We start from the raw sequence: 19,318 nt of genomic DNA, 5'->3' as shown, positions 1-19,318 counted from the left end.
GGTCAGGCTCCAGCGGTCGCGGACGTGAAGCGCTCGTAGCCGTTCGCGTCGAGTTCCTCGGCCAGCTCGGAGCCACCCTCGGCGACGATCTTGCCGTTGACGAACACGTGCACGAAGTCGGGCTTGATGTAGCGCAGGATGCGGGTGTAGTGGGTGATCAGCAGCACGCCGCCCTCTTCGCGCTCCTTGTAGCGGTTCACGCCCTCGGAGACGATGCGCAGCGCGTCGACGTCCAAACCGGAGTCGGTCTCGTCGAGGATCGCGATCTTCGGCTTGAGCAGACCCAGCTGCAGGACCTCGTGACGCTTCTTCTCGCCACCGGAGAAGCCCTCGTTCACCGAGCGGTCGGCGAAGGCCGAGTCGATATCGAGCTCCTTCATCGACTCCTTCACCTCCTTGACCCAGGTGCGCAGCTTGGGCGCCTCGCCGCGGACGGCGGTGGCGGCGGTACGCAGGAAGTTCGACATCGAGACGCCGGGGACCTCGACCGGGTACTGCATGGCCAGGAACAGGCCGGCGCGGGCGCGCTCGTCGACCGACATGTCCAGCACGTTCTCACCGTCGAGGGTGATGGTGCCCTGGGTGACGGTGTACTTCGGGTGGCCCGCGATCACGTAGGACAGCGTGGACTTGCCCGAGCCGTTGGGGCCCATGATGGCGTGCGTCTCGCCGGACTTCACGGTGAGGTTCACGCCGTTGAGGATCTGCTTGGACTCACCCTCGGGGGTGGTGATCTCGGCGTGCAGGTCCTTGATTTCCAAGGTGGTCATCGAATTCGAATCCTTCGTGGGGAGATTGAGGGAGTCAGATAGCGGTCTTAGATTCCGACAGTGGCGAGTTCGGCCTCGATGGCCGCCTCGAGCCGCTCCCGGACCTCGGGGACCGCGATCTTCTGGATGATCTCGAAGAAGAAGCCACGCACCACCAGGCGGCGGGCGACGTCTTCGGGGATGCCGCGAGCGCGCAGGTAGAACAGCTGCTCGTCGTCGAAACGGCCGGTGGCACTCGCGTGTCCGGCACCGGCGATCTCGCCGGTCTCGATCTCCAGGTTCGGCACCGAGTCGGCGCGCGCGCCGTCGGTGAGCACCAGGTTGCGGTTCGCCTCGTAGGTGTCGGTACCCTCGGCGGCCGCGCGGATCAGCACATCGCCGATCCAGACCGTGCGAGCGTCACCCTTGGGCGAAGACGGATCGCCCTGCAGCGCACCCTTGTACAGCACATTCGACTTGCAGTTGGGCTCGGCGTGATCGACCAGCAAACGCTGTTCGAAATGCTGGCCCGCGTCGGCGAAGTACAGACCGAACAGCTCGGCCTCGCCACCGGGACCGGCGTAACGCACGGTGCCGGACAGGCGAACCAGGTCGCCGCCGAGGGTCGCCGACACGTGGCGCAGGTTCGCGTCCCGGCCCAGCTTCAGGTGGTGCGCGGTGACGTGCACGGCGTCTTCGTTCCATTCCTGGACCGCCACGACGGTGAGCTTGGCGCTGTCGCCGAGCACGAATTCGACGTTCTCGGCGTAGGTTCCGCTGCCGCGCTGGTCGATGACCACGGTGGCGACGGCGAAGTTGTCCAGGCGTACCTGCAGGTGACCGTAGGCGGTCTTGCCCTCACCGGGACCGGTGATGGTGACCGTCACGGGGTCCGACACCTCGGTTTCCGGGCCCACGGTGATCACCGTGGCCTCGGAGAAACCCGAATAGGCCTGGGCGGCGACACGATCGGCGGGAGTACCGGCCTGGCCGAGACGAGAGTCGGTGCGGCCCACGGTTTCCACCGTGACACCGGCGACTTCGCTCACCTCGACGGTGGCTACACCGTCGGCCACGGCGGTGCCGTCGTGCAGACCGCGCAGGCGACGCAGCGGGGTGAACCGCCATGCCTCGTCGCGACCGGACGGGATCTCGAACTGGTCGACGTCGAAGGAGGTGAAGACCTCGCCCTTGTTGACCGCGGCGCCCGCGCCAGGATTCTGGATCGGCGTCTCAAGCGTCGACATCAGCCCACGGCCCCTTCCATCTGCAGCTCGATGAGCCGGTTCAGTTCCAATGCGTATTCCATCGGCAATTCCTTGGCGATCGGCTCCACGAAGCCACGCACGATCATCGCCATCGCCTCGTCCTCGGTGAGGCCTCGGCTCATCAGGTAGAACAGCTGCTCCTCGGAGACCTTGGAGACCGTGGCCTCGTGACCCATCGTCACGTCGTCCTCGCGGATGTCGACGTAGGGGTAGGTGTCGGAACGGCTGATGGTGTCGACCAGCAGGGCGTCGCACTTCACGGTCGACTTGGAACCGTTGGCGCCCTTGTTGACCTGGACCAGACCGCGGTACGACGCGCGACCGCCGCCACGCGCCACCGACTTCGACACGATGGTCGAGGAGGTGTGCGGGGCCAGGTGCAGCATCTTGGCGCCGGTGTCCTGGTGCTGGCCGGGGCCCGCGAAGGCGACGGAGAGGACCTCGCCGTGCGCGTGCTCGCCGGTCATCCAGACCGCCGGGTACTTCATGGTGACCTTGGAGCCGATGTTGCCGTCGACCCACTCCATGGTGGCGCCCGCTTCGGCCTTGGCTCGCTTGGTGACCAGGTTGAACACGTTGTTCGACCAGTTCTGGATGGTCGTATAGCGGCAGCGACCGCCCTTCTTCACGATGATCTCCACGACGGCGGAGTGCAGCGAGTCGGACTTGTAGATCGGGGCTGTACAACCCTCGACGTAGTGGACGTAGGCGTCCTCGTCGACGATGATCAGTGTCCGCTCGAACTGGCCCATGTTCTCGGTGTTGATCCGGAAGTAGGCCTGCAGCGGGATGTCGACGTGCACGCCCGGCGGCACGTAGATGAACGAGCCACCCGACCAGACGGCGGTGTTGAGCGCGGAGAACTTGTTGTCACCGGCGGGGATCACCGAGCCGAAGTACTGCTGGAAGATCTCCGGGTGCTGCTTGAGCGCGGTATCGGTGTCGAGGAAGATGACGCCCTGCTTCTCCAGGTCCTCGCGGATGGAGTGGTAGACGACCTCGGACTCGTACTGCGCCGCGACACCGGAGACCAGCCGCTGCTTCTCCGCTTCCGGAATACCCAGCTTGTCGTAGGTGTTCTTGATGTCCTCGGGCAGGTCTTCCCAGCTCTCGGCCTGCTTCTCCGACGAGCGCACGAAGTACTTGATGTTGTCGAAGTCGATGCCGTCGAGATTGGAACCCCAGTTCGGCATGGGCTTGCGATCGAAGATGCGCAGCGCCTTGAGGCGCACGTCGAGCATCCACTCGGGTTCACTCTTCTTCGCCGAGATATCGCGGACGACGGCCTCCGACAGACCACGTTGCGCACTGGCACCGGCCACATCGGAGTCGGACCAGCCGTAACCGTAGGTGCCCAGCGAGGCGATGGTTTCGTCCTGGGTGAGTGGTTGCACCTGGTCGGTAGAGGTCGTCATTCGGCACTCCTTCCGGAGTCGTTCGTTCTTCCCGCCGCGGGCTGTGCGGCGGATGGGATCTTCGGCACCGCGACCAGCGGTACGTGGGTGGTGCAGGCGCAATCGCCGTTGGCGATCGTCGCAAGGCGCTGCACGTGGGTACCGAGCAGGTCGCGGAAAGCGTCCAATTCGGCCGCGCACAACTGCGGGAACTCCTCGGCGACGTGGGCCACCGGGCAGTGATGCTGACAGATCTGCACACCGGCGCCGACCTGACGGGTAGTGGCGGCGAAACCGGCCTCGGCGAACGCTTCCGCGATTTCGGCGACCTTGGCCTCGATCACCGGTGCGGTGTGCTCGGCGACGGGTTCGATGCCGTCGACGATGACGCGCACCCGTTTGCGCGCGAATTCGGCGATCGCGGCGTCGCCACCGATCTCACCGAGCTGACGAATCGCCGCCCCGGCCAGATCGTCGTAGGCGTGACCGAGATTGCCCCGGCCCGCCGCGGTGAGCTGGTATTGCTTGGCCGGCCTGCCGCGCCCCTTCTGCTGCCACGGCGCCGAGCGGCTCGCTCGAGCCTGGCCCGCGTCGATGAGCGCGTCTAGGTGCCTGCGCACCCCGGCGGGCGCGAGGCCCAGTTCGGTGCCGATCGCCGTCGCGGTGATGGGCCCCTGCTCGAGGAGCAACTGGACGATGGCCGCCCTGGTCTGCCCCTCGTGCGCGGCCGCCGCGGGGACAGCCGACGACCGAGCGCCGGTCGTCCCACGACCGTCACTTTCCACGCCTGTCCGCAAACCCACGGTTTTCACAACACCAGTGTGGCGGAATTGCTTCCTTAAATCTAATAAGGGTCACCTGACAAAGGGTGCCCTGACCTGCGATGAAGATCATCGAGGGGTTCCCTCGCTCGACAAAACCCCTGGTGCGCACCCTGCGGCCGGGTCGCCGACGCGGGAGCGCGTGACCCATCGCACACGCCCGCGACCGCCGCCACCCGGTGTTCAGCAACGCCGGAAAGTCCGCCCGTCACGCTGGCACGGCGTTGCTCGCTAGCGTTATCCGCACCGACAGCGCGACGGTCGCCGGGCCGGGTACGCGGTGGCGAACGCGGCGGGCGGCGGGCGGGGTCTGGCACGATGGCAGGGTGTCGAACCCGCTCACACCCACGTGTGTCCGCCATCCTGACCGGCCCACCGGACTCGCGTGCACGCGATGCGGGCGGCCCGCCTGCCCCGACTGCCTGCGTCCGGCGGCGGTCGGACAGCACTGTGTCGACTGTGTGCGACAGGGGCAGCAGGACGTGCGGCCGGTGCGGACCGTCGGCGGCGCGCGCCAAGGCGGCGCGGTTCCGTACGTGACCTACGGGTTGATCGCGGTCAATGTGCTGGTCTACGTGCTCACCGCGGTGCAGGCCGGCAGTCCGATGTACAACTACCGCGGGTCGTCGGTGTTCCGGGAGTTCGTGCTGGTGCCGCTGCTGGTTGCCGACGGCGAGTGGTGGCGGCTGCTCGGATCGGGGTTCCTGCACTACGGCGCGATCCATCTGCTGGTCAATATGTTCGCCCTCTATGTCGTGGGGCGCGACCTCGAGCAGGTACTCGGCCGGGTCAGGTACGGCTGCGTCTACCTGGTCTCGCTGCTGGGCGGTTCGGCGGCGGTGATGGCGCTGTCGGATTCGGTGACGGCGACGGCGGGCGCCTCGGGCGCGGTGTACGGCCTGTTCGGCGCGGTCACGGTGACGCTGATCCGGTTGCGGCAGAGCCCGACCCCGATGCTGGTGGTCATCGGCATCAACGTAGTGATCAGCTTCTCGATCCCGGGACTCTCGCTGTGGGGCCATCTCGGCGGGCTGGCCGCGGGCACGCTGAGCACGCTCGGCATCCTGTTCGTGCCCGGCTGGCTGTCGGCCCGCGACCAGCGGTCCGCGCGGCGCATCGGCTGGGCTGCGCTCGGCGCGGTCGCGCTGATCTGCGTGGGCGTGATCATCACCGCCGCGCTCTCGCTGCGCTCGGACCCGATGTTCGTCGGACCACCGGCCGTGTCCGCGCCGACCCTTGTCGAAGTACCGAGGTAGCCCTCGCCACACTCCCTCTGCACCGCCGCACCACCCGCGCCCGAACGACTGACGGACCTCGTCGTGTTCGCGCACACTAGGCTCTGACTTCGTGGCAGTACTGGAGGGCGCGGTGCGCAAGACACTGGCGTTCGGGCGGCGAGCTCTCGGACTCGACGTATCGGCGCCCGATCACACCGTCGCGGTGCTGCATCGCGACGAGACCGAGGTCCCCGGGCTCGACAAGCGCGAACGCGCGCAACTGGACCGGATCCGGCTGATGGGCGCGACCGGCGCGGTGCTGATGGCGATCGCGGCACTGGGCATCGGCGCCCAGCCCGTGCACCAGAATCCCGTCTCGGGCGTGCGGGTGCTCGGCATCTTCGCGCGAGCCCACACCGGCTCGCTGGCGATGTGCATGTTCGGTACCGCGCTGGTGATCGGCGCGTGGTTGCTGCTCGGACGTTTCGCGATCGGCGGACTCGCGGGTTCGCCCCTGCACCGGCTGACCCGCTCGCAACTGGATCGCACCCTGCTGCTGTGGATCATTCCGCTGTCCGTGGCGCCGCCCATGTTCAGCAATGACGTCTATTCCTATCTGGCGCAGAGCGAGATCGCCGCACGCGGCATCGACCCCTATTCCGAGGGCCCTGTCGCCGGACTCGGCATCGACAATGTGCTCACCAACAACGTGCCGACGATCTGGCGCGATACGCCCGCGCCATACGGTCCGCTGTTCCTGTGGATCGGTCGCGGTATCGCCGAGCTCACCGGGGACAACATCATCGCCGGGGTGTGGGTGCACCGCTTGCTCGCCCTGGCCGGGGTGGCGCTGATCGTGTGGGCGTTGCCGCGGTTGTCGGTGCGTTGCGGGGTGGCGCCGGTGAGTGCGCTGTGGCTCGGGGCGGCCAATCCGCTGGTGCTGTTCCACCTGGTCGGCGGCGTCCACAACGACGCGCTGATGATCGGGCTGATGCTGGCCGGGATGGAACTGACGCTGCGCGCGATCTACGGCGAAGGCAACGGACCCGACCGGCTCAACGCCCAGAATCTGCCACCTTTCGACGCCCGTGCCTATGTGCTGTTGATCGGCGGCGCCGTGGTGATCACGCTGTCGTCGTCGGTCAAACTCACCTCCATCATCGCGCTCGGCTTCGTCGGCATGGCACTGGCCCGGCGCTGGGGTGGAACGGTGATCGCTGTCGTCAAATCCGCCGCGATTCTCGGCGTGATCGCAACGGTGACAACGCTTTTCGTGAGCCTGGTGAGCGGCCTCGGCTTCGGCTGGGCGTTCACGCTCGGCGTCGCGGGCGCCGTGCGGAGTTGGATGTCACTGCCCACCATCGTCGGAATCGTCACCGGATTCGGCGGCGTGCTCCTCGGTCTGGGAGACCATACGACGGCACTGCTGTCGATCACCCGCCCGATCGCCGGAGCGGTCGCGGCCTTCATCACGGTCCGCATGCTCGTCGCCACCGGCAAGGGCCGACTCCATCCGGTCGGCGCGCTCGGCGTCGCGCTCGCGGCGATCGTGCTGCTGTTCCCGGTGGTCCAGCCCTGGTATCTGCTCTGGGCGATCGTGCCGCTGGCGGCCTGGGCCACCCAGCCGGTGTTCCGCGTGCCCGCCGTCGCGTTCTCGGCGGTGGTCTCCATGCTCGTGATGCCGCGCGGTGCCGAATTCCAGGTCTTCCAGATCATCGGCGCGGCGCTCGCGGCCGTCGTGTGCTTCGCGTTGTTCTTCGCGCTCACCCGGCACACGCTGCCGTGGCGGGCGCAGCCGGGGGTGTCGGCTCCGTCACAGGAGGGCACGGCTTACCGTGTGACAACGTGAGGGAGCGCAGCGAGCGAACCAAGGGCACAGCACCTTTTGGCGCGACGGAGCCGAGCGTCAGCGAGGCGCGGTTGTGACGACACGCCGTGGACCCGCCGTCAGCGTCGACGGTGTGGTGAAGCGCTATGGCGAGACCACAGCGGTGGACGGCCTCCGGTTCGACGTCGAGCCCGCCCAGGTGTTCGCTCTGCTGGGACCCAACGGCGCGGGCAAGACCACCACCGTCGAGATGTGCGAAGGCTTCGTCCGCCCGGACTCCGGTACGGTCCGTGTCCTCGGCCTCGACCCGATCGCCGACTCCGAACAGCTACGTCCGCGCATCGGCGTCATGCTCCAGGGCGGCGGCGCCTACCCCGGCGCCCGTGCCGGCGAGATGCTCGACCTGGTCGCGTCCTACTCCGCCGATCCCATCGATCCCGACTGGCTGCTGTCGACCCTGGGGCTGCGCGACAATCGCCGCACCCCCTATCGACGCCTGTCCGGTGGTCAGCAGCAGCGACTGGCGCTCGCGTGCGCGCTGGTGGGTAAGCCCGAGATCGTGTTCCTCGACGAGCCGACCGCCGGTCTGGACGCGCAGGCCCGGCTGATCGTCTGGGAACTCATCGACGCCCTGCGCCGCGACGGGGTGAGCGTCGTGCTCACCACGCACATGATGGACGAAGCCGAGCAGCTCGCCGACCAGCTCGTCATCATCGATCACGGGCAGGTGGTCGCACAGGGCACGCCCGCCGAGGTCACCGCGCACGGCGCGGCGGGGCAGCTGCGGTTCTGCGCCCCACCGAAACTCGATCTGAAACTGCTCACCTCGGCGCTCCCGGAGGGCTTCTCGCCGCGCGAGACGACACCGGGCACCTATCTCGTCGAGGGCGAGATCAATCCGCAGGTGCTGGCCACCGTCACCGCCTGGTGCGCCAGGATGGACGTGCTGGCCACCGATATTCGCATCGACCAGCGTCGCCTCGAAGACGTCTTCCTCGAACTGACCGGACGGGATCTGCGCGGATGAGCGAGACCACCAGCCGTTTCCTGCCCGGCACCTTCGCCCCGGATCCGCGGCCGGCCTCGCGCCCGGCGATGCTCACCGCGCAGACCGGGCTCGAGCTGAAACTGTTGTTGCGCAACGGCGAACAGCTGCTGCTCACGATGTTTATCCCGATCACCCTGCTCGTCGGTCTCACGCTGCTGCCGTTCGGCGACCTGGGCGAGCACCGGGTGGACCGGATCGTGCCGATGGTGATGATGACCGCGGTGATGTCGACCGCGTTCACCGGTCAGGCCATCGCGGTCGGCTTCGACCGCCGCTACGGCGCGCTCAAACGGCTGGGCGCGACACCACTGCCTCGCTGGGGCGTGATCGCGGGCAAATGCGCGGCCGTGCTCATCGTGGTGGTGCTGCAAGCGGTACTGCTCGGGGTGATCGGCGTCGCGCTCGGCTGGCGGCCCGGGCTCGGTGGACTCGCGCTCGGCGCGCTGGTGATCGCGCTCGGGACGGCCACCTTCGCGGCGATGGGACTGCTACTGGGCGGCACGCTCAAGGCCGAGGTCGTGCTGGCACTGGCCAATATCCTGTGGTTCATCATGCTCGGCATCGCCAGTCTGGTTCTCGTCGGCGACACCCTGCCCACCGCGCTGACCGTGATCGCGCGGCTCGTCCCGTCCGGGGCGCTGGCTTTCGCGCTGGATACGGCCCTGACCGGGTCGATCGACTGGTTCGGGGTGGCCGTGCTCGCGGTGTGGGGCGTGGTGTGCGGGTGGCTCGCGACCCGGCTGTTCCGATTCCACTGACGTGACCAACGACGCACTGTAGTAGCCCTGGTATCAGGGTCGGATTCGCGGCCGGTACCATTCCTGACGTGCTGTATCGCGCCTTCATCGGCCTCGTCGACCGGCTGCCGCTCCCCTCGCTGCGGGTGCAGCGGCTCATCGCCATCGCGGTGATCCTGAGCCAGGCGGGCATCTCGGTGACCGGCGCGATCGTGCGCGTCACCGCCTCCGGCCTCGGCTGCCCGACCTGGCCGCAGTGCTTCCCCGGCAGTTTCACCCCCATCGGGGTATCGGAAGTGCCCGTCCTGCACCAGACCGTGGAGTTCGGCAACCGACTGCTCACCTTCGCCGTGACGCTGTGCGCCGGGCTGATCGTGCTGGCCGTCCTCCGGGCCCGACGGCGCAGGGAAGTTCTCGTCTACGCCTGGCTGATGCCAGGGGGCACGGTCGTGCAGGCGGTCATCGGCGGTATCACCGTGCGCACCGGGCTGCTGTGGTGGACCGTCGCTGTACACCTGCTCGTCTCGATGGCGATGGTCTGGCTCGCGGTAGTGCTGTACGCGAAGATCTGCGAACCCGACGACGGCGTCGAGACCGTCCGGGTGCCCGCTCCCCTGCGCATGCTCACCGCGCTGTCGGGCGTCGCGCTCGCGGGTGTGCTCATCGCGGGCACGATGGTCACCGCGGCCGGACCCCATGCCGGCGACAAGAGCATCGAGCGGCCGGTCGAACGACTGGAAGTCGAGATCGTCACGCTGGTGCACCTGCACTCGCAGTTGCTGATCGGCTACCTGGCGCTGCTGATCGGGCTCGCCTTCGGCCTGTACGCCGTCGGCATGTCGACAGCCATCCGCACACGGTTGTTCGTGCTGCTCGGGCTGGTGCTGGGGCAGGCGCTCGTCGGCGTCGTGCAGTACTTCACCGATGTGCCCGCCGCCCTGGTCGCCATTCACGTCGGCGGGGCCGCGGCCTGCACCGCGGCGACCGCCGCACTGTGGGCGTCATTGCGGACCCGCGAGAAGATCGACGCGCCCGCGCGCTCGCAGACTCCCGTGCACTGACCCCGGACAACGAAAAAGCCCGCGTCGCAGTGCGATTCGCGGGCTTTTCGCGCTCTCGGGGGTCAGGCTCCCGCGAACGCGTCCGCGTTGCGCGCCTTCGGGAACTTGGTCTGACGGGCTACCCAGCCCGCCATCTTGGCCCAGTGCGTCGCCGCGGGGGTGACGATCGAGCCCAGCTCGCGGCTCCACTCGTCGGTCTCGGCGAGGCCGTCGACCCGCTCCACGAGCGCCTTCGCGATCGCCATGTCGCCGACCACCCGGTCGCCGAGGATGCCGTCGGCACCGACCAGGGTGATCCGCACCCCCTGCTTGCCGATGTACTGCAGCACGGCCGTTCCCGAACCACCGTGCTGGGCGAGGAATTTCACGATGGACTTCTCGACCTCGGCCGGCACCTTCACGGCCTCGGGGGCGGCGGTTGTACTCATGGACCGGAGTTTACCGGCAGGTAGTTTCCAGTCCAGCCCCGAGTGGCCGGGAACACGAGGTGTAGAAAGGGGACTCATGCGCGCGATTCAGGTTTCCGAGCACGGCGGTCCCGAGGTCCTGCGATACGTCGAGGTGGCGGACCCGCAGGCCGGGCCCGGTCAACTGCTGGTCGAGACCCAGGGCGTGGGTGTGAACTACATCGACATCTACTTCCGCACCGGCCAGTATCCCCAGGCGACGCCCTACCTCCCCGGTTCCGAGGGCACGGGCATCGTGGTCGCGATCGGTTCCGATGTCACCGAATTCGCGGTCGGTGACCGCGTCGCCTGGGCATCGGCGCCCGGCAGCTACGCCGACCTGGTCGCCGTCGACGAGTCCGTCGCGGTGCGGGTGCCCGACGACGTCGAACCCGCCGTCGCGGCCGCCGCACTGCTCCAGGGCATGACCGCCCACTACCTGACCGAATCGGTGTTCTCCCCCGAACCCGGCGACCCGGTACTCGTCCACGCGGGCGCGGGCGGCGTCGGGCTGCTGCTCACGCAACTGGCCGTCGCCAAGGGTGCCCGCGTCATCACCACGGTCTCCACCGACGCCAAGGAGAAGCTGTCGCGCGAGGCGGGCGCCACCGACGTGCTGCGCTACGGCGACGACCTCGCCGCCCGTGTCCGCGAACTCACCGACGGGATGGGCGTCGCCGCCGTCTACGACGGCGTCGGCGCCGACACCTTCGAAGCGAGCCTCGCCTCGCTCCGCGTTCGCGGCACCCTCGCCCTCTTCGGCGCGGCCAGCGGCGCCGTCCCACCGTTCGACCCACAACGCCTCAACCCGGCGGGTTCACTGTGGCTGACCCGTCCCTCCCTGGGCGCGTACGTCCGTGACCGGACCGAATTCCTCTGGCGCGCCACCGATGTCTTCGATTGGATCGCCGCGGGAACCCTGAACCTGCGTATCGGCGCCACCTATCCACTGGCCGACGCGGCGCGGGCCCACGGTGATCTCGCGGCGCGCAAGACCACCGGCTCGATCGTGCTGTTGCCGTAGCCCCGACTGCCACGCTCCCGACGACCACGCACATTCGAACCGACCACCGGAGTTCGTAACCCCAGGATCGAACCTAGAAGTCGCGGCCGGTCAGGCCGCGGTAGACGAACCGCGTGATCGACTCGATCGCCTCCTCGTCGGCGAGGACCACCGAGCCGTCCTCGATCATGCGCAACATCCCGTCGACCGCGGCGAACATCATCGCCAGGCTGGCGTCGACCGTTCCGGGCAGCCGTAGCCCGCGTTCCGGGAAGTCCGACACATGGTCGGCGATGTCGGCGCGCTGTTCGGCGCCGAAGCCCGAGATGATGCGGGCGAAATCGGGGCTGACCTGCGCCGCCTGGCCCATCGCCCGCAGGACCGCGGCGTGTTCGCGCGCGAAGGTCCAGTAGCCACGCACGTGGTATCGCACCGCGGCCGGGTCGGCGAAATCGCCGTTGTGTTCCGGGTCGGCCGCTCGCGCGTCGCTCGCCACCGCCATGTCACGCAGAAGTGCCTGCAGCAGTTCCTCTTTGCTCGCGAAGTGGTTGTAGAACGAGCCCGCCGCGCGCCCGGCGGCGGTGGTGATGTCGGTGATCTTCGTGTTCAGGTAGCCATGTTCGGCGAAGACCTGCCGGGCGGCGTCCTTGAGCGCCTGCTCGGTCTCCGCGGATTTCTCGCGCCTGCTGCCCACCACCGGACATCACCTCCTTGACAAGCACGGTACCAACACTGAAACTGAATTCACATTCACTGAATTAGAGTTCAGTTATCGTTCCAGGAGGCAAATCCCATGTCAGAACAGGTACTCATCGCCGGTGCGGGCCCCACCGGTCTCACCCTCGCCCTCGATCTCGCTCGGCGCGGCATCGACGTCCGGCTGGTGGACCGGGCCGATGCGCCGTTCCAGGGGTCGCGCGGCGACGGCCTGCAACCACGCACCCTGGAGGTGTTCGACGACCTCGGCGTCATCGAGGCGGTACTGACCGCCGGGCGCGCGGTCCCGGTGATGCGCGCGTATTTCGCGGGGACCTTCGTCGGCGAGCACCGGATGGCCGAACCGGTCGAGCCGACACTGGATGTGCCGTACCCGAATGCCTGGGTGCTCGGCCAGTCCGACACCGAGGCGATCCTGCGGTCGCGGCTCGCCGAGTTCGGGGTGGCGGCCGAATTCGCCACGGCGCTGGTCGATTTCACGCAGGACGAGACCGGCGTCACCGCCACGCTGCAGCGCGACGGCGCCGCGGAGACGGTGCGCGCCAGCTATCTCATCGGCGCCGACGGCGGCGCGAGCACGGTGCGCAAGCGCCTCGGAATCGCGTTCGAGGGCAGCACGGACGACTCGATCAAGATGCTGCTCGGCGACGTCGGTGCCGACTCCCTCGACCACGAGTACGGCTATTGGTTCGCCGCCGCGGCCGACCGACCGATGACCGGCTTCGCGCTGTCCCCGCTACCGGGCGGGCGGCGCTTCCAGTTCGCCGCACCGTTGAGCGAGGACCGCTTCCCTGATCTGTCCACCCTGCAGGAACTCGCCGACCGCCACGGCCCCGCGACAGGCTTGGCGCTGAGCGACCTGTCGTGGATCACGGTGTGGCGCCCCAACATTCGACTCGCCGCACGCTTCCGCGACGGCCGGGTGTTCCTCGCGGGCGACGCGGCCCACGTCCACCCGCCGACCGGCGGGCAGGGCCTCAACACCGGGGTCGGGGACGCGTACAACCTGGGCTGGAAGCTGGCCGCGGCCCTCGACGGCAACCCGGCACCGCTCGACACCTACGAACCCGAACGTCGCACCGTCGCCGCCCGCGTTCTCGGCTTGAGCACCGACCTGCTCGACAAGCTCGTCGACGGCGACGAGGACGCGATGCGGCGCGGCCCCGAAACCCGGCAACTCGACATCACCTACCGCTCCCCGGCCGACCACGGTCACCTCGTGGCGGGCGATCGCGCACCCGACGCCACCCTGCACGACCAGACCGGGCATCCGATCCGCCTGTTCGACCTCTTTCGCGGCCCCCACGCGACCCTGCTGCGTTTCGCCCCGACCACCGACTCGCTCGACATCGAACTCCCCACCTTCGCGGTAGGCACGAACTCGAACTCCTCCGAGACGGCGATCGACGAATCCGGCGTGCTCACGGTCGAGATCCGCCGCGTCGGCGCCCCGTCCGAGCCCTCCGCCCGACCCGCGGCGGCGACACTGATCGACACCGACGGACACGCCTTCACCGCCTTCTCGGCGACGGCGGGCACAACCATCCTGATCCGGCCCGACGGCCACCTCGCGCAACGCTGGTGAACCCCACCCTCGACCCGCCGTAGTCCGGAAACGACAGTGGCCGGGCATCGCCGCCCGGCCACTGTCCCGAGCATCGCCTACAGCCCGACGAGGCTACCGATCGTGTCCCACCCCAGCACCGAATCGACGGCCAGACCACAGAACACCACCGCGAGGTAGTTGTTGGACTGCAGGAACAACTTCAGCGGCTTCACCGACTCGCCACGGCGCACCCCGGCGTAGAGCTGATGCGCCATCAGAAGGAACCAGGCGCCGGCCACGAGGGCGACCGCCGCGTAGATGACACCCGTCGCGGGCACCAACGCCATCGTCGCGAGGACCGTCAGCCAGGTGTAGATGACGATCTGCTTGGTCACCACCTGCTCGGTCGCGACCACCGGCAGCATCGGCACACCGGCCGCGCGGTAGTCCTCCTTGTAGCGCATGGCCAGCGCCCAGGTGTGCGGCGGCGTCCAGAAGAAGATCACCGCGAACAACACCACCGAGGGCCAACCGATGGTGCCGGTCACCGCGGACCAGCCGACGAGAGCGGGCATGCAGCCGGCCGCACCTCCCCACACCACGTTCTGCGAGGTCCGGCGCTTGAGGCCCTTGGTGTAGACGAAGACGTAGAACAGGATCGTCGCGACCACCAGCAACCCGCTGAGCAGGTTTGCCTGCCACCACAGCCAGGCGAAGGAGATCGCGCCGAGCACGACGCCGAAGACGAACGCATGCGAGGTCGGTACCGCCTCGCGCGCCAGCGGGCGGCGCGCGGTCCGCTTCATCACCTTGTCGATATCGGCGTCGGCGACACAGTTGAGGGTGTTGGCGCTCGCCGCGCCCATCCAGCCACCGAACAGGGTGACCAGGATCAGCCGGATGTCCACCGTGCCGCGGTCGGCCAGCAACATCGTCGGAATGGTGGCGACGAGCAACAGCTCGATGACACGGGGTTTGGTGAGCGCGATGTAGGCGAGGGGCTTGCGCACGATCCGCGCGGCGAGGCTGTCGCCCTGGAGTCGGTCGGCCAGCGCCGTCGACGAAGTTCCGTGCGCACCGCTACTACCCGGCTCGTGACCGATCCGCACTGTTTCTCCTCGCACGCTGTGCTTTGCTTCGCATCCGGTAATGGAACGAGCAGCGCGCGGCTGCGGCGCGGCCACTACTACAGAGGATGGTAGACCCACTCACCTGCCGCTCCGCGCCAGACCCCCGACACCGTGGGCGCGATCACTACACCCCGGGAACCCCCATCCCGGGCCCACGCGGCGGTGAACCCGCATCGACGCGCAGGTGAACGGCATCGCGACCGGTTCCGCCCGCGCCACGGTCACCGGCTACACCGCACACCGCCGACTCGGGGCGATCCGCACTAGACTCAACGCCAGGGTTCGCGCCAACCGCTGTAGCAGCACCACTAGGGTATTCCTGTACATCGGTACGCATCCCGGCCGCGTGCGACCCACTCCCAACATCATCGCCGCTGCCACGCTATCGCCGTCGACGAAACTAGGTCAGGAGAACTACGGTCGTGCCAGTCACAGACGACATTCGCGCCCTCACTCAGCGGAACTATCCCAGCGACTGGACGGACATCGACACCAAGGCCGTCGACACCGCCCGGGTACTGGCCGCCGACGCCGTGCAGAAGGCGGGCAACGGGCACCCCGGTACCGCGATGAGCCTCGCGCCGGTCGCCTACACCCTGTTCCAGCGCACGATGCGCCACAACCCGGCGCAGCCGCGCTGGGTCGGTCGCGACCGGTTCGTGTTGTCCTGCGGGCATTCCAGCCTCACCCTCTACATCGAGCTCTACCTGGCCGGCTTCGGTCTGGAGCTGACCGACCTCGAGAACCTGCGCCAGTGGGACTCGCTCACCCCGGGTCACCCCGAGTTCCGCCACACCGACGGCGTCGAGATCACCACCGGCCCGCTGGGTCAGGGCCTGGCCTCGGCGGTCGGCATGGCGATGGCCGCGCGGCGTGAGCGCGGGCTGTTCGATCCGAACGCCGCCGAGGGCACCAGCCCGTTCGATCACTTCATCTACACGATCGCCTCCGACGGCGACCTGCAGGAGGGCGTGACCGCCGAGGCCTCCTCGATCGCGGGCACCCAGCAGCTGGGCAATCTCGTGGTGATCTACGACGACAACGAGATCTCCATCGAGGACGACACCGATATCGCCTTCACCGAAGACGTGGCCAAGCGCTACGAGGCCTACGGCTGGCACGTGCAGATCGTCGAGGGCGGCGAAGACGTGGTGGCTATCGAGCAGGCGCTGGACGCGGCCAAGGCCGAGACGTCGAAGCCCTCGATCATCATCCTGCGCACCATCATCGGTTTCCCTGCCCCGAACAAGATGAACACCGGTGGCGCGCACGGCGCCGCGCTCGGTCCCGACGAGGTCGCCGCGGTGAAGAAGGCGCTCGGCTTCGATCCGGAGAAGTCCTTCGACGTCGACCCGGCTGTCATCGAGCACACCCGCGGTGCCCTGGCCCGCGGCGCCGAGGCACAGGCGCAGTGGCAGCAGAGCTTCGACGCGTGGGCCGAGGCCAATCCGTCGAACAAGGCGCTGTTCGATCGCCTGCAGACCCGCGCACTGCCCAAGGGCTGGACCGAGGCGCTGCCGAGCTTCGAGGTCGACCCCAAGGGCATGGCCACCCGCAAGGCATCGGGCAAGTTCCTCGCCGCGGTCGCCGACGAGCTGCCCGAGCTGTGGGGCGGCTCCGCCGACCTGGCCGAGTCCAACAACACCACGATGCCCGGTCAGCCGAGCTTCGGCCCCGAGTCGATCTCCACCGGCGCGTGGAAGGCCAACCCGTACGGGCGCACCCTGCACTTCGGTATCCGTGAGCACGCGATGGGTTCGATCCTCAACGGCATCGCGCTGCACGGCCCGACCCGCCCCTACGGCGGTACCTTCCTCGTGTTCAGCGACTACATGCGCCCGGCGGTCCGGCTGGCCGCGCTGATGCGGGTGCCCGCCATCTACGTGTGGACCCACGACTCCATCGGTCTCGGCGAGGACGGCCCGACCCACCAGCCGGTCGAGCATCTGGCCGCGCTGCGCGCGATCCCCGGCCTCAACGTGGTCCGCCCGGCCGACGCGAACGAAACCGTCCACGCGTGGCGCACCGTGCTCGAGCGTGACTCCGACGAGCACACCTCGCACTTCCCGGTGCACGAGACGCCCCAGCAGGACGGCCCGTCCGCGCTGGCGCTCACCCGCCAGGACGTCCCCACCCTGGAAGGCACCAGCTACGACGGTGTCAGGAAGGGCGGCTACGTTCTGGTCGAAGCATCCACCGGCACACCGGAAGTGATCCTCATCGGTACCGGCTCCGAGGTTCACCTCGCGGTCGCCGCGCGCACTACGCTGGAAGAGCAGGGCATCCCGACCCGCGTGGTCTCGATGCCGTGTGTGGAGTGGTTCGACGTGCAGGATCAGGGATACCGCGACGAAGTACTGCCCCCGTCGGTGCGGGCCAGGGTCGCGGTGGAGGCCGGTATCGCGATGCCGTGGCACCGATTCGTCGGTGACGCGGGCGAGGTCGTCGGCATCGATCACTTCGGCGCGTCGGCCGATTACAAGACTCTGTACCGCGAATTCGGTATCACCCCCGATGCCGTCGTCCGCGCGGCACTGCGTTCCACCGACAAGGTGAAGGGGTAAGACCATGGCACAGAACGAGAATCTCGCCGCGCTCTCGGCCGCGGGCGTCTCGGTGTGGCTCGACGATCTCTCGCGTGATCGCATCCAGTCCGGCAATCTCGCCGACCTGGTCGCGACGCGCAGCGTCGTCGGTGTCACCACCAATCCGAGCATCTTCCAGGCCGCGCTGAGCGTGGGGCACGCCTACGACGCGCAGCTGAAAGACCTGGCGGCCCAGGGCGCCGACGCCGACGCGGCGATCCGCACGCTGACCACCGACGACGTGCGCGCCGCCTGCGACGTGCTCGCGCCGGTGTTCGAGGCGACCGGCGGCGTGGACGGACGGGTGTCGATCGAGGTCGATCCCCGGTTCGCCTTCGACGCCGAGAAGACCGTCGCCCAGGCGATCGAGCTGTGGAAGATCGTCGACCGCAAGAACCTGTTCATCAAGATCCCGGCCACCGAGGCGGGCCTGCCCGCCATCACCTCGGTGATCGCCGAGGGCATCAGCGTGAACGTGACGCTGATCTTCTCGGTGCCGCGCTACCGCGCGGTGATGGGCGCCTACCTCGACGGTCTGCGCAATGCCGGGATCGGTGGCCACGACCTGGCCAAGATCCACTCGGTGGCGTCGTTCTTCGTCTCCCGAGTGGATACCGAGATCGACAAGCGCCTCGAGGCGATCGGCACCCCGCAGGCGCTCGCCCTGCGTGGCAAGGCCGGAGTGGCCAACGCCCGTTTGGCCTACGCCGAGTACCAGGACGTATTCGACGGTGGCGCGCACACCTCCACCTACCGTCACCTGGCCGCTCAGGGTGGCAACCGGCAGCGGCCGCTGTGGGCGTCGACCGGGGTGAAGAACCCGGATTACCCCGACACCCTCTACGTCACCGAACTCGTCGGCCCGAACACGGTGAACACGCTGCCGGAGAAGACGCTGCAGGCGTTCGCCGATCACGGTGAGGTGCTGGGCGACACGCTCAGCGGCCGTGGCGCCGAGGGCGCGCAGATCTTCGCCGATCTGACCGCGGTCGGTATCGATCTCGATGATGTGTTCGCACTGCTCGAGCGCGAAGGCGTCGACAAGTTCGAGAGCGCGTGGGGCGAACTGATCGAGGCCACCACCGGCCAGCTCGACATCGCGGCGGAGGGCAAGTAGCACGATGGCCGGCACAGCGTCCACGGATCAGGCGGCGGGGCTGTGGCACAACCCGCTGCGCGACGAACGCGACAAACGGGTCCCCTTCATCGCGGGCCCGTGCTGCCTAGTGATCTTCGGCGTCACCGGAGATCTGTCTCGCAAGAAGCTGATGCCGGCCATCTATGACCTGGCGAACCAGGGGCTGTTACCCCCCGGGTTCGCTCTGGTCGGCTTCGCTCGGCGCAACTACGCCGACGAAGACTTCGCCTCGGTGGTCCTCGAGGCCGTGAAGAAGCACGCGCGCACCCCTTTCCGCCAGGAGGTCTGGGACCACCTGGCGGAGGGTGTGCGGTTCGTGCAGGGCAGTTTCGACGACGACGCGGCCTTCGCGACGCTCGCCCAGACCTTGCGTGGCCTCGACGAAACCCGGGGCACCGGCGGCAATTACGCCTTCTACCTGTCGATTCCGCCGAACATGTTCCCCGTGGTCCTCGACCAGCTCTCCGAACACCAGCTGGCCCAGGCCACCGCGGAGCCCGACGGGTACACCCCGTGGCGGCGGGTGGTGATCGAGAAGCCGTTCGGCCACGACCTGGCCAGCGCCAAGGAGCTCAATGCCCTGGTCAACCGGGTTTTCCCGGAGGAACAGGTCTTTCGCATCGACCACTA

At 68.3% G+C, this 19,318-nt stretch carries 17 protein-coding genes; 10 read left to right on the top strand and 7 right to left on the bottom strand.

Features of this window, described 5'->3' with window-relative positions; translation table 11 throughout:
- Nucleotides 1-2 precede the first annotated feature (2 nt).
- Genes sufC through NA12_RS18655 form a run of 4 tightly spaced genes read right to left on the bottom strand, consistent with a single transcriptional unit; the run spans nt 3 to nt 4,223 of the window.
- Entirely contained in the window at nt 3-770 is a 768-nt protein-coding gene (sufC, locus tag NA12_RS18670) for a Fe-S cluster assembly ATPase SufC (RefSeq protein ID WP_067452582.1), read from the bottom strand.
- 47 nt (nt 771-817) lie between these two features.
- The gene (sufD, locus tag NA12_RS18665) at nt 818-1,996 is read right to left on the bottom strand and encodes a Fe-S cluster assembly protein SufD (RefSeq protein ID WP_067452579.1); all 1,179 of its coding nucleotides are present in this window, start codon (nt 1,994-1,996) and stop codon (nt 818-820) included.
- Nucleotides 1,996-3,432: a Fe-S cluster assembly protein SufB gene (gene sufB / locus NA12_RS18660; protein ID WP_067452576.1), complete on the bottom strand. Its 1,437-nt coding sequence runs from the start codon at nt 3,430-3,432 to the stop codon at nt 1,996-1,998. The genes sufD and sufB overlap by 1 nt, the downstream gene beginning before the upstream one ends.
- Nucleotides 3,429-4,223, bottom strand: coding sequence for a helix-turn-helix transcriptional regulator (locus NA12_RS18655; protein ID WP_084472892.1), 795 nt, complete (start codon nt 4,221-4,223; stop codon nt 3,429-3,431). Before NA12_RS18655 ends, sufB begins: the two co-directional genes overlap by 4 nt.
- A gap of 335 nt (nt 4,224-4,558) precedes the next feature.
- Here NA12_RS18655 and NA12_RS18650 point away from each other — a divergent pair, with 335 nt between their 5' ends.
- The 5 genes from NA12_RS18650 to NA12_RS18630 all read left to right on the top strand — a co-directional run bounded on the left by NA12_RS18650 (nt 4,559) and on the right by NA12_RS18630 (nt 10,123).
- Nucleotides 4,559-5,488 carry a rhomboid family intramembrane serine protease gene (locus tag NA12_RS18650; protein WP_084472903.1) on the top strand — a complete coding sequence of 310 codons (930 nt, stop codon included), beginning with the start codon at nt 4,559-4,561 and terminating at the stop codon, nt 5,486-5,488.
- A gap of 91 nt (nt 5,489-5,579) precedes the next feature.
- Complete coding sequence (gene mptB, locus NA12_RS18645) at nt 5,580-7,298, top strand: polyprenol phosphomannose-dependent alpha 1,6 mannosyltransferase MptB (RefSeq protein WP_067452570.1); 1,719 nt, start codon at nt 5,580-5,582, stop codon at nt 7,296-7,298.
- 73 nt (nt 7,299-7,371) lie between these two features.
- Nucleotides 7,372-8,304: an ABC transporter ATP-binding protein gene (locus tag NA12_RS18640; RefSeq protein ID WP_067452567.1), complete on the top strand. Its 933-nt coding sequence runs from the start codon at nt 7,372-7,374 to the stop codon at nt 8,302-8,304.
- Complete coding sequence (locus NA12_RS18635) at nt 8,301-9,083, top strand: ABC transporter permease (protein WP_067452564.1); 783 nt, start codon at nt 8,301-8,303, stop codon at nt 9,081-9,083. Before NA12_RS18640 ends, NA12_RS18635 begins: the two co-directional genes overlap by 4 nt.
- Before the next feature lie 68 nt (nt 9,084-9,151).
- The gene (locus NA12_RS18630; protein WP_067452562.1) at nt 9,152-10,123 is read left to right on the top strand and encodes a COX15/CtaA family protein; all 972 of its coding nucleotides are present in this window, start codon (nt 9,152-9,154) and stop codon (nt 10,121-10,123) included.
- A gap of 62 nt (nt 10,124-10,185) precedes the next feature.
- On the opposite strand, the gene NA12_RS18625 is transcribed toward NA12_RS18630, so the two are convergent.
- Nucleotides 10,186-10,551, bottom strand: a complete 366-nt coding sequence (locus NA12_RS18625; protein WP_067452559.1) for a hypothetical protein — start codon at nt 10,549-10,551, stop codon at nt 10,186-10,188.
- A 76-nt stretch (nt 10,552-10,627) separates the two neighbouring features.
- Here NA12_RS18625 and NA12_RS18620 point away from each other — a divergent pair, with 76 nt between their 5' ends.
- Nucleotides 10,628-11,593: a quinone oxidoreductase family protein gene (locus NA12_RS18620; protein ID WP_067452556.1), complete on the top strand. Its 966-nt coding sequence runs from the start codon at nt 10,628-10,630 to the stop codon at nt 11,591-11,593.
- Between the two features lie 73 nt (nt 11,594-11,666).
- Here the strand turns inward: NA12_RS18620 and NA12_RS18615 are convergent, their stop codons facing one another.
- Nucleotides 11,667-12,269: a TetR/AcrR family transcriptional regulator gene (locus NA12_RS18615; protein ID WP_067452553.1), complete on the bottom strand. Its 603-nt coding sequence runs from the start codon at nt 12,267-12,269 to the stop codon at nt 11,667-11,669.
- 96 nt (nt 12,270-12,365) lie between these two features.
- On the opposite strand from NA12_RS18615, the gene NA12_RS18610 reads away from it, so the two are divergent.
- Entirely contained in the window at nt 12,366-13,874 is a 1,509-nt protein-coding gene (locus tag NA12_RS18610) for an FAD-dependent monooxygenase (protein WP_067452550.1), read from the top strand.
- 77 nt (nt 13,875-13,951) lie between these two features.
- Here NA12_RS18610 and NA12_RS18605 read toward each other — a convergent pair whose 3' ends face one another.
- Nucleotides 13,952-14,887 carry a heme o synthase gene (locus NA12_RS18605; protein WP_243655024.1) on the bottom strand — a complete coding sequence of 312 codons (936 nt, stop codon included), beginning with the start codon at nt 14,885-14,887 and terminating at the stop codon, nt 13,952-13,954.
- A 500-nt stretch (nt 14,888-15,387) separates the two neighbouring features.
- Here NA12_RS18605 and tkt point away from each other — a divergent pair, with 500 nt between their 5' ends.
- The 3 genes from tkt to NA12_RS18590 form a co-directional block, all read left to right on the top strand.
- Nucleotides 15,388-17,529, top strand: a complete 2,142-nt coding sequence (gene tkt / locus NA12_RS18600; RefSeq protein WP_067452544.1) for a transketolase — start codon at nt 15,388-15,390, stop codon at nt 17,527-17,529.
- Between the two features lie 4 nt (nt 17,530-17,533).
- The gene (gene tal, locus NA12_RS18595; RefSeq protein WP_067452541.1) at nt 17,534-18,667 is read left to right on the top strand and encodes a transaldolase; all 1,134 of its coding nucleotides are present in this window, start codon (nt 17,534-17,536) and stop codon (nt 18,665-18,667) included.
- A 4-nt stretch (nt 18,668-18,671) separates the two neighbouring features.
- The coding region (locus tag NA12_RS18590; RefSeq protein WP_503826293.1) for a glucose-6-phosphate dehydrogenase at nt 18,672-19,318 on the top strand (647 nt) is incomplete at its 3' end.

This window comes from Nocardia alba NBRC 108234 (assembly GCF_001612665.1).
In the GTDB taxonomy this organism is placed as follows: domain Bacteria; phylum Actinomycetota; class Actinomycetes; order Mycobacteriales; family Mycobacteriaceae; genus Nocardia; species Nocardia alba.
This window is presented reverse-complemented; position numbering and strand designations above follow the sequence as displayed.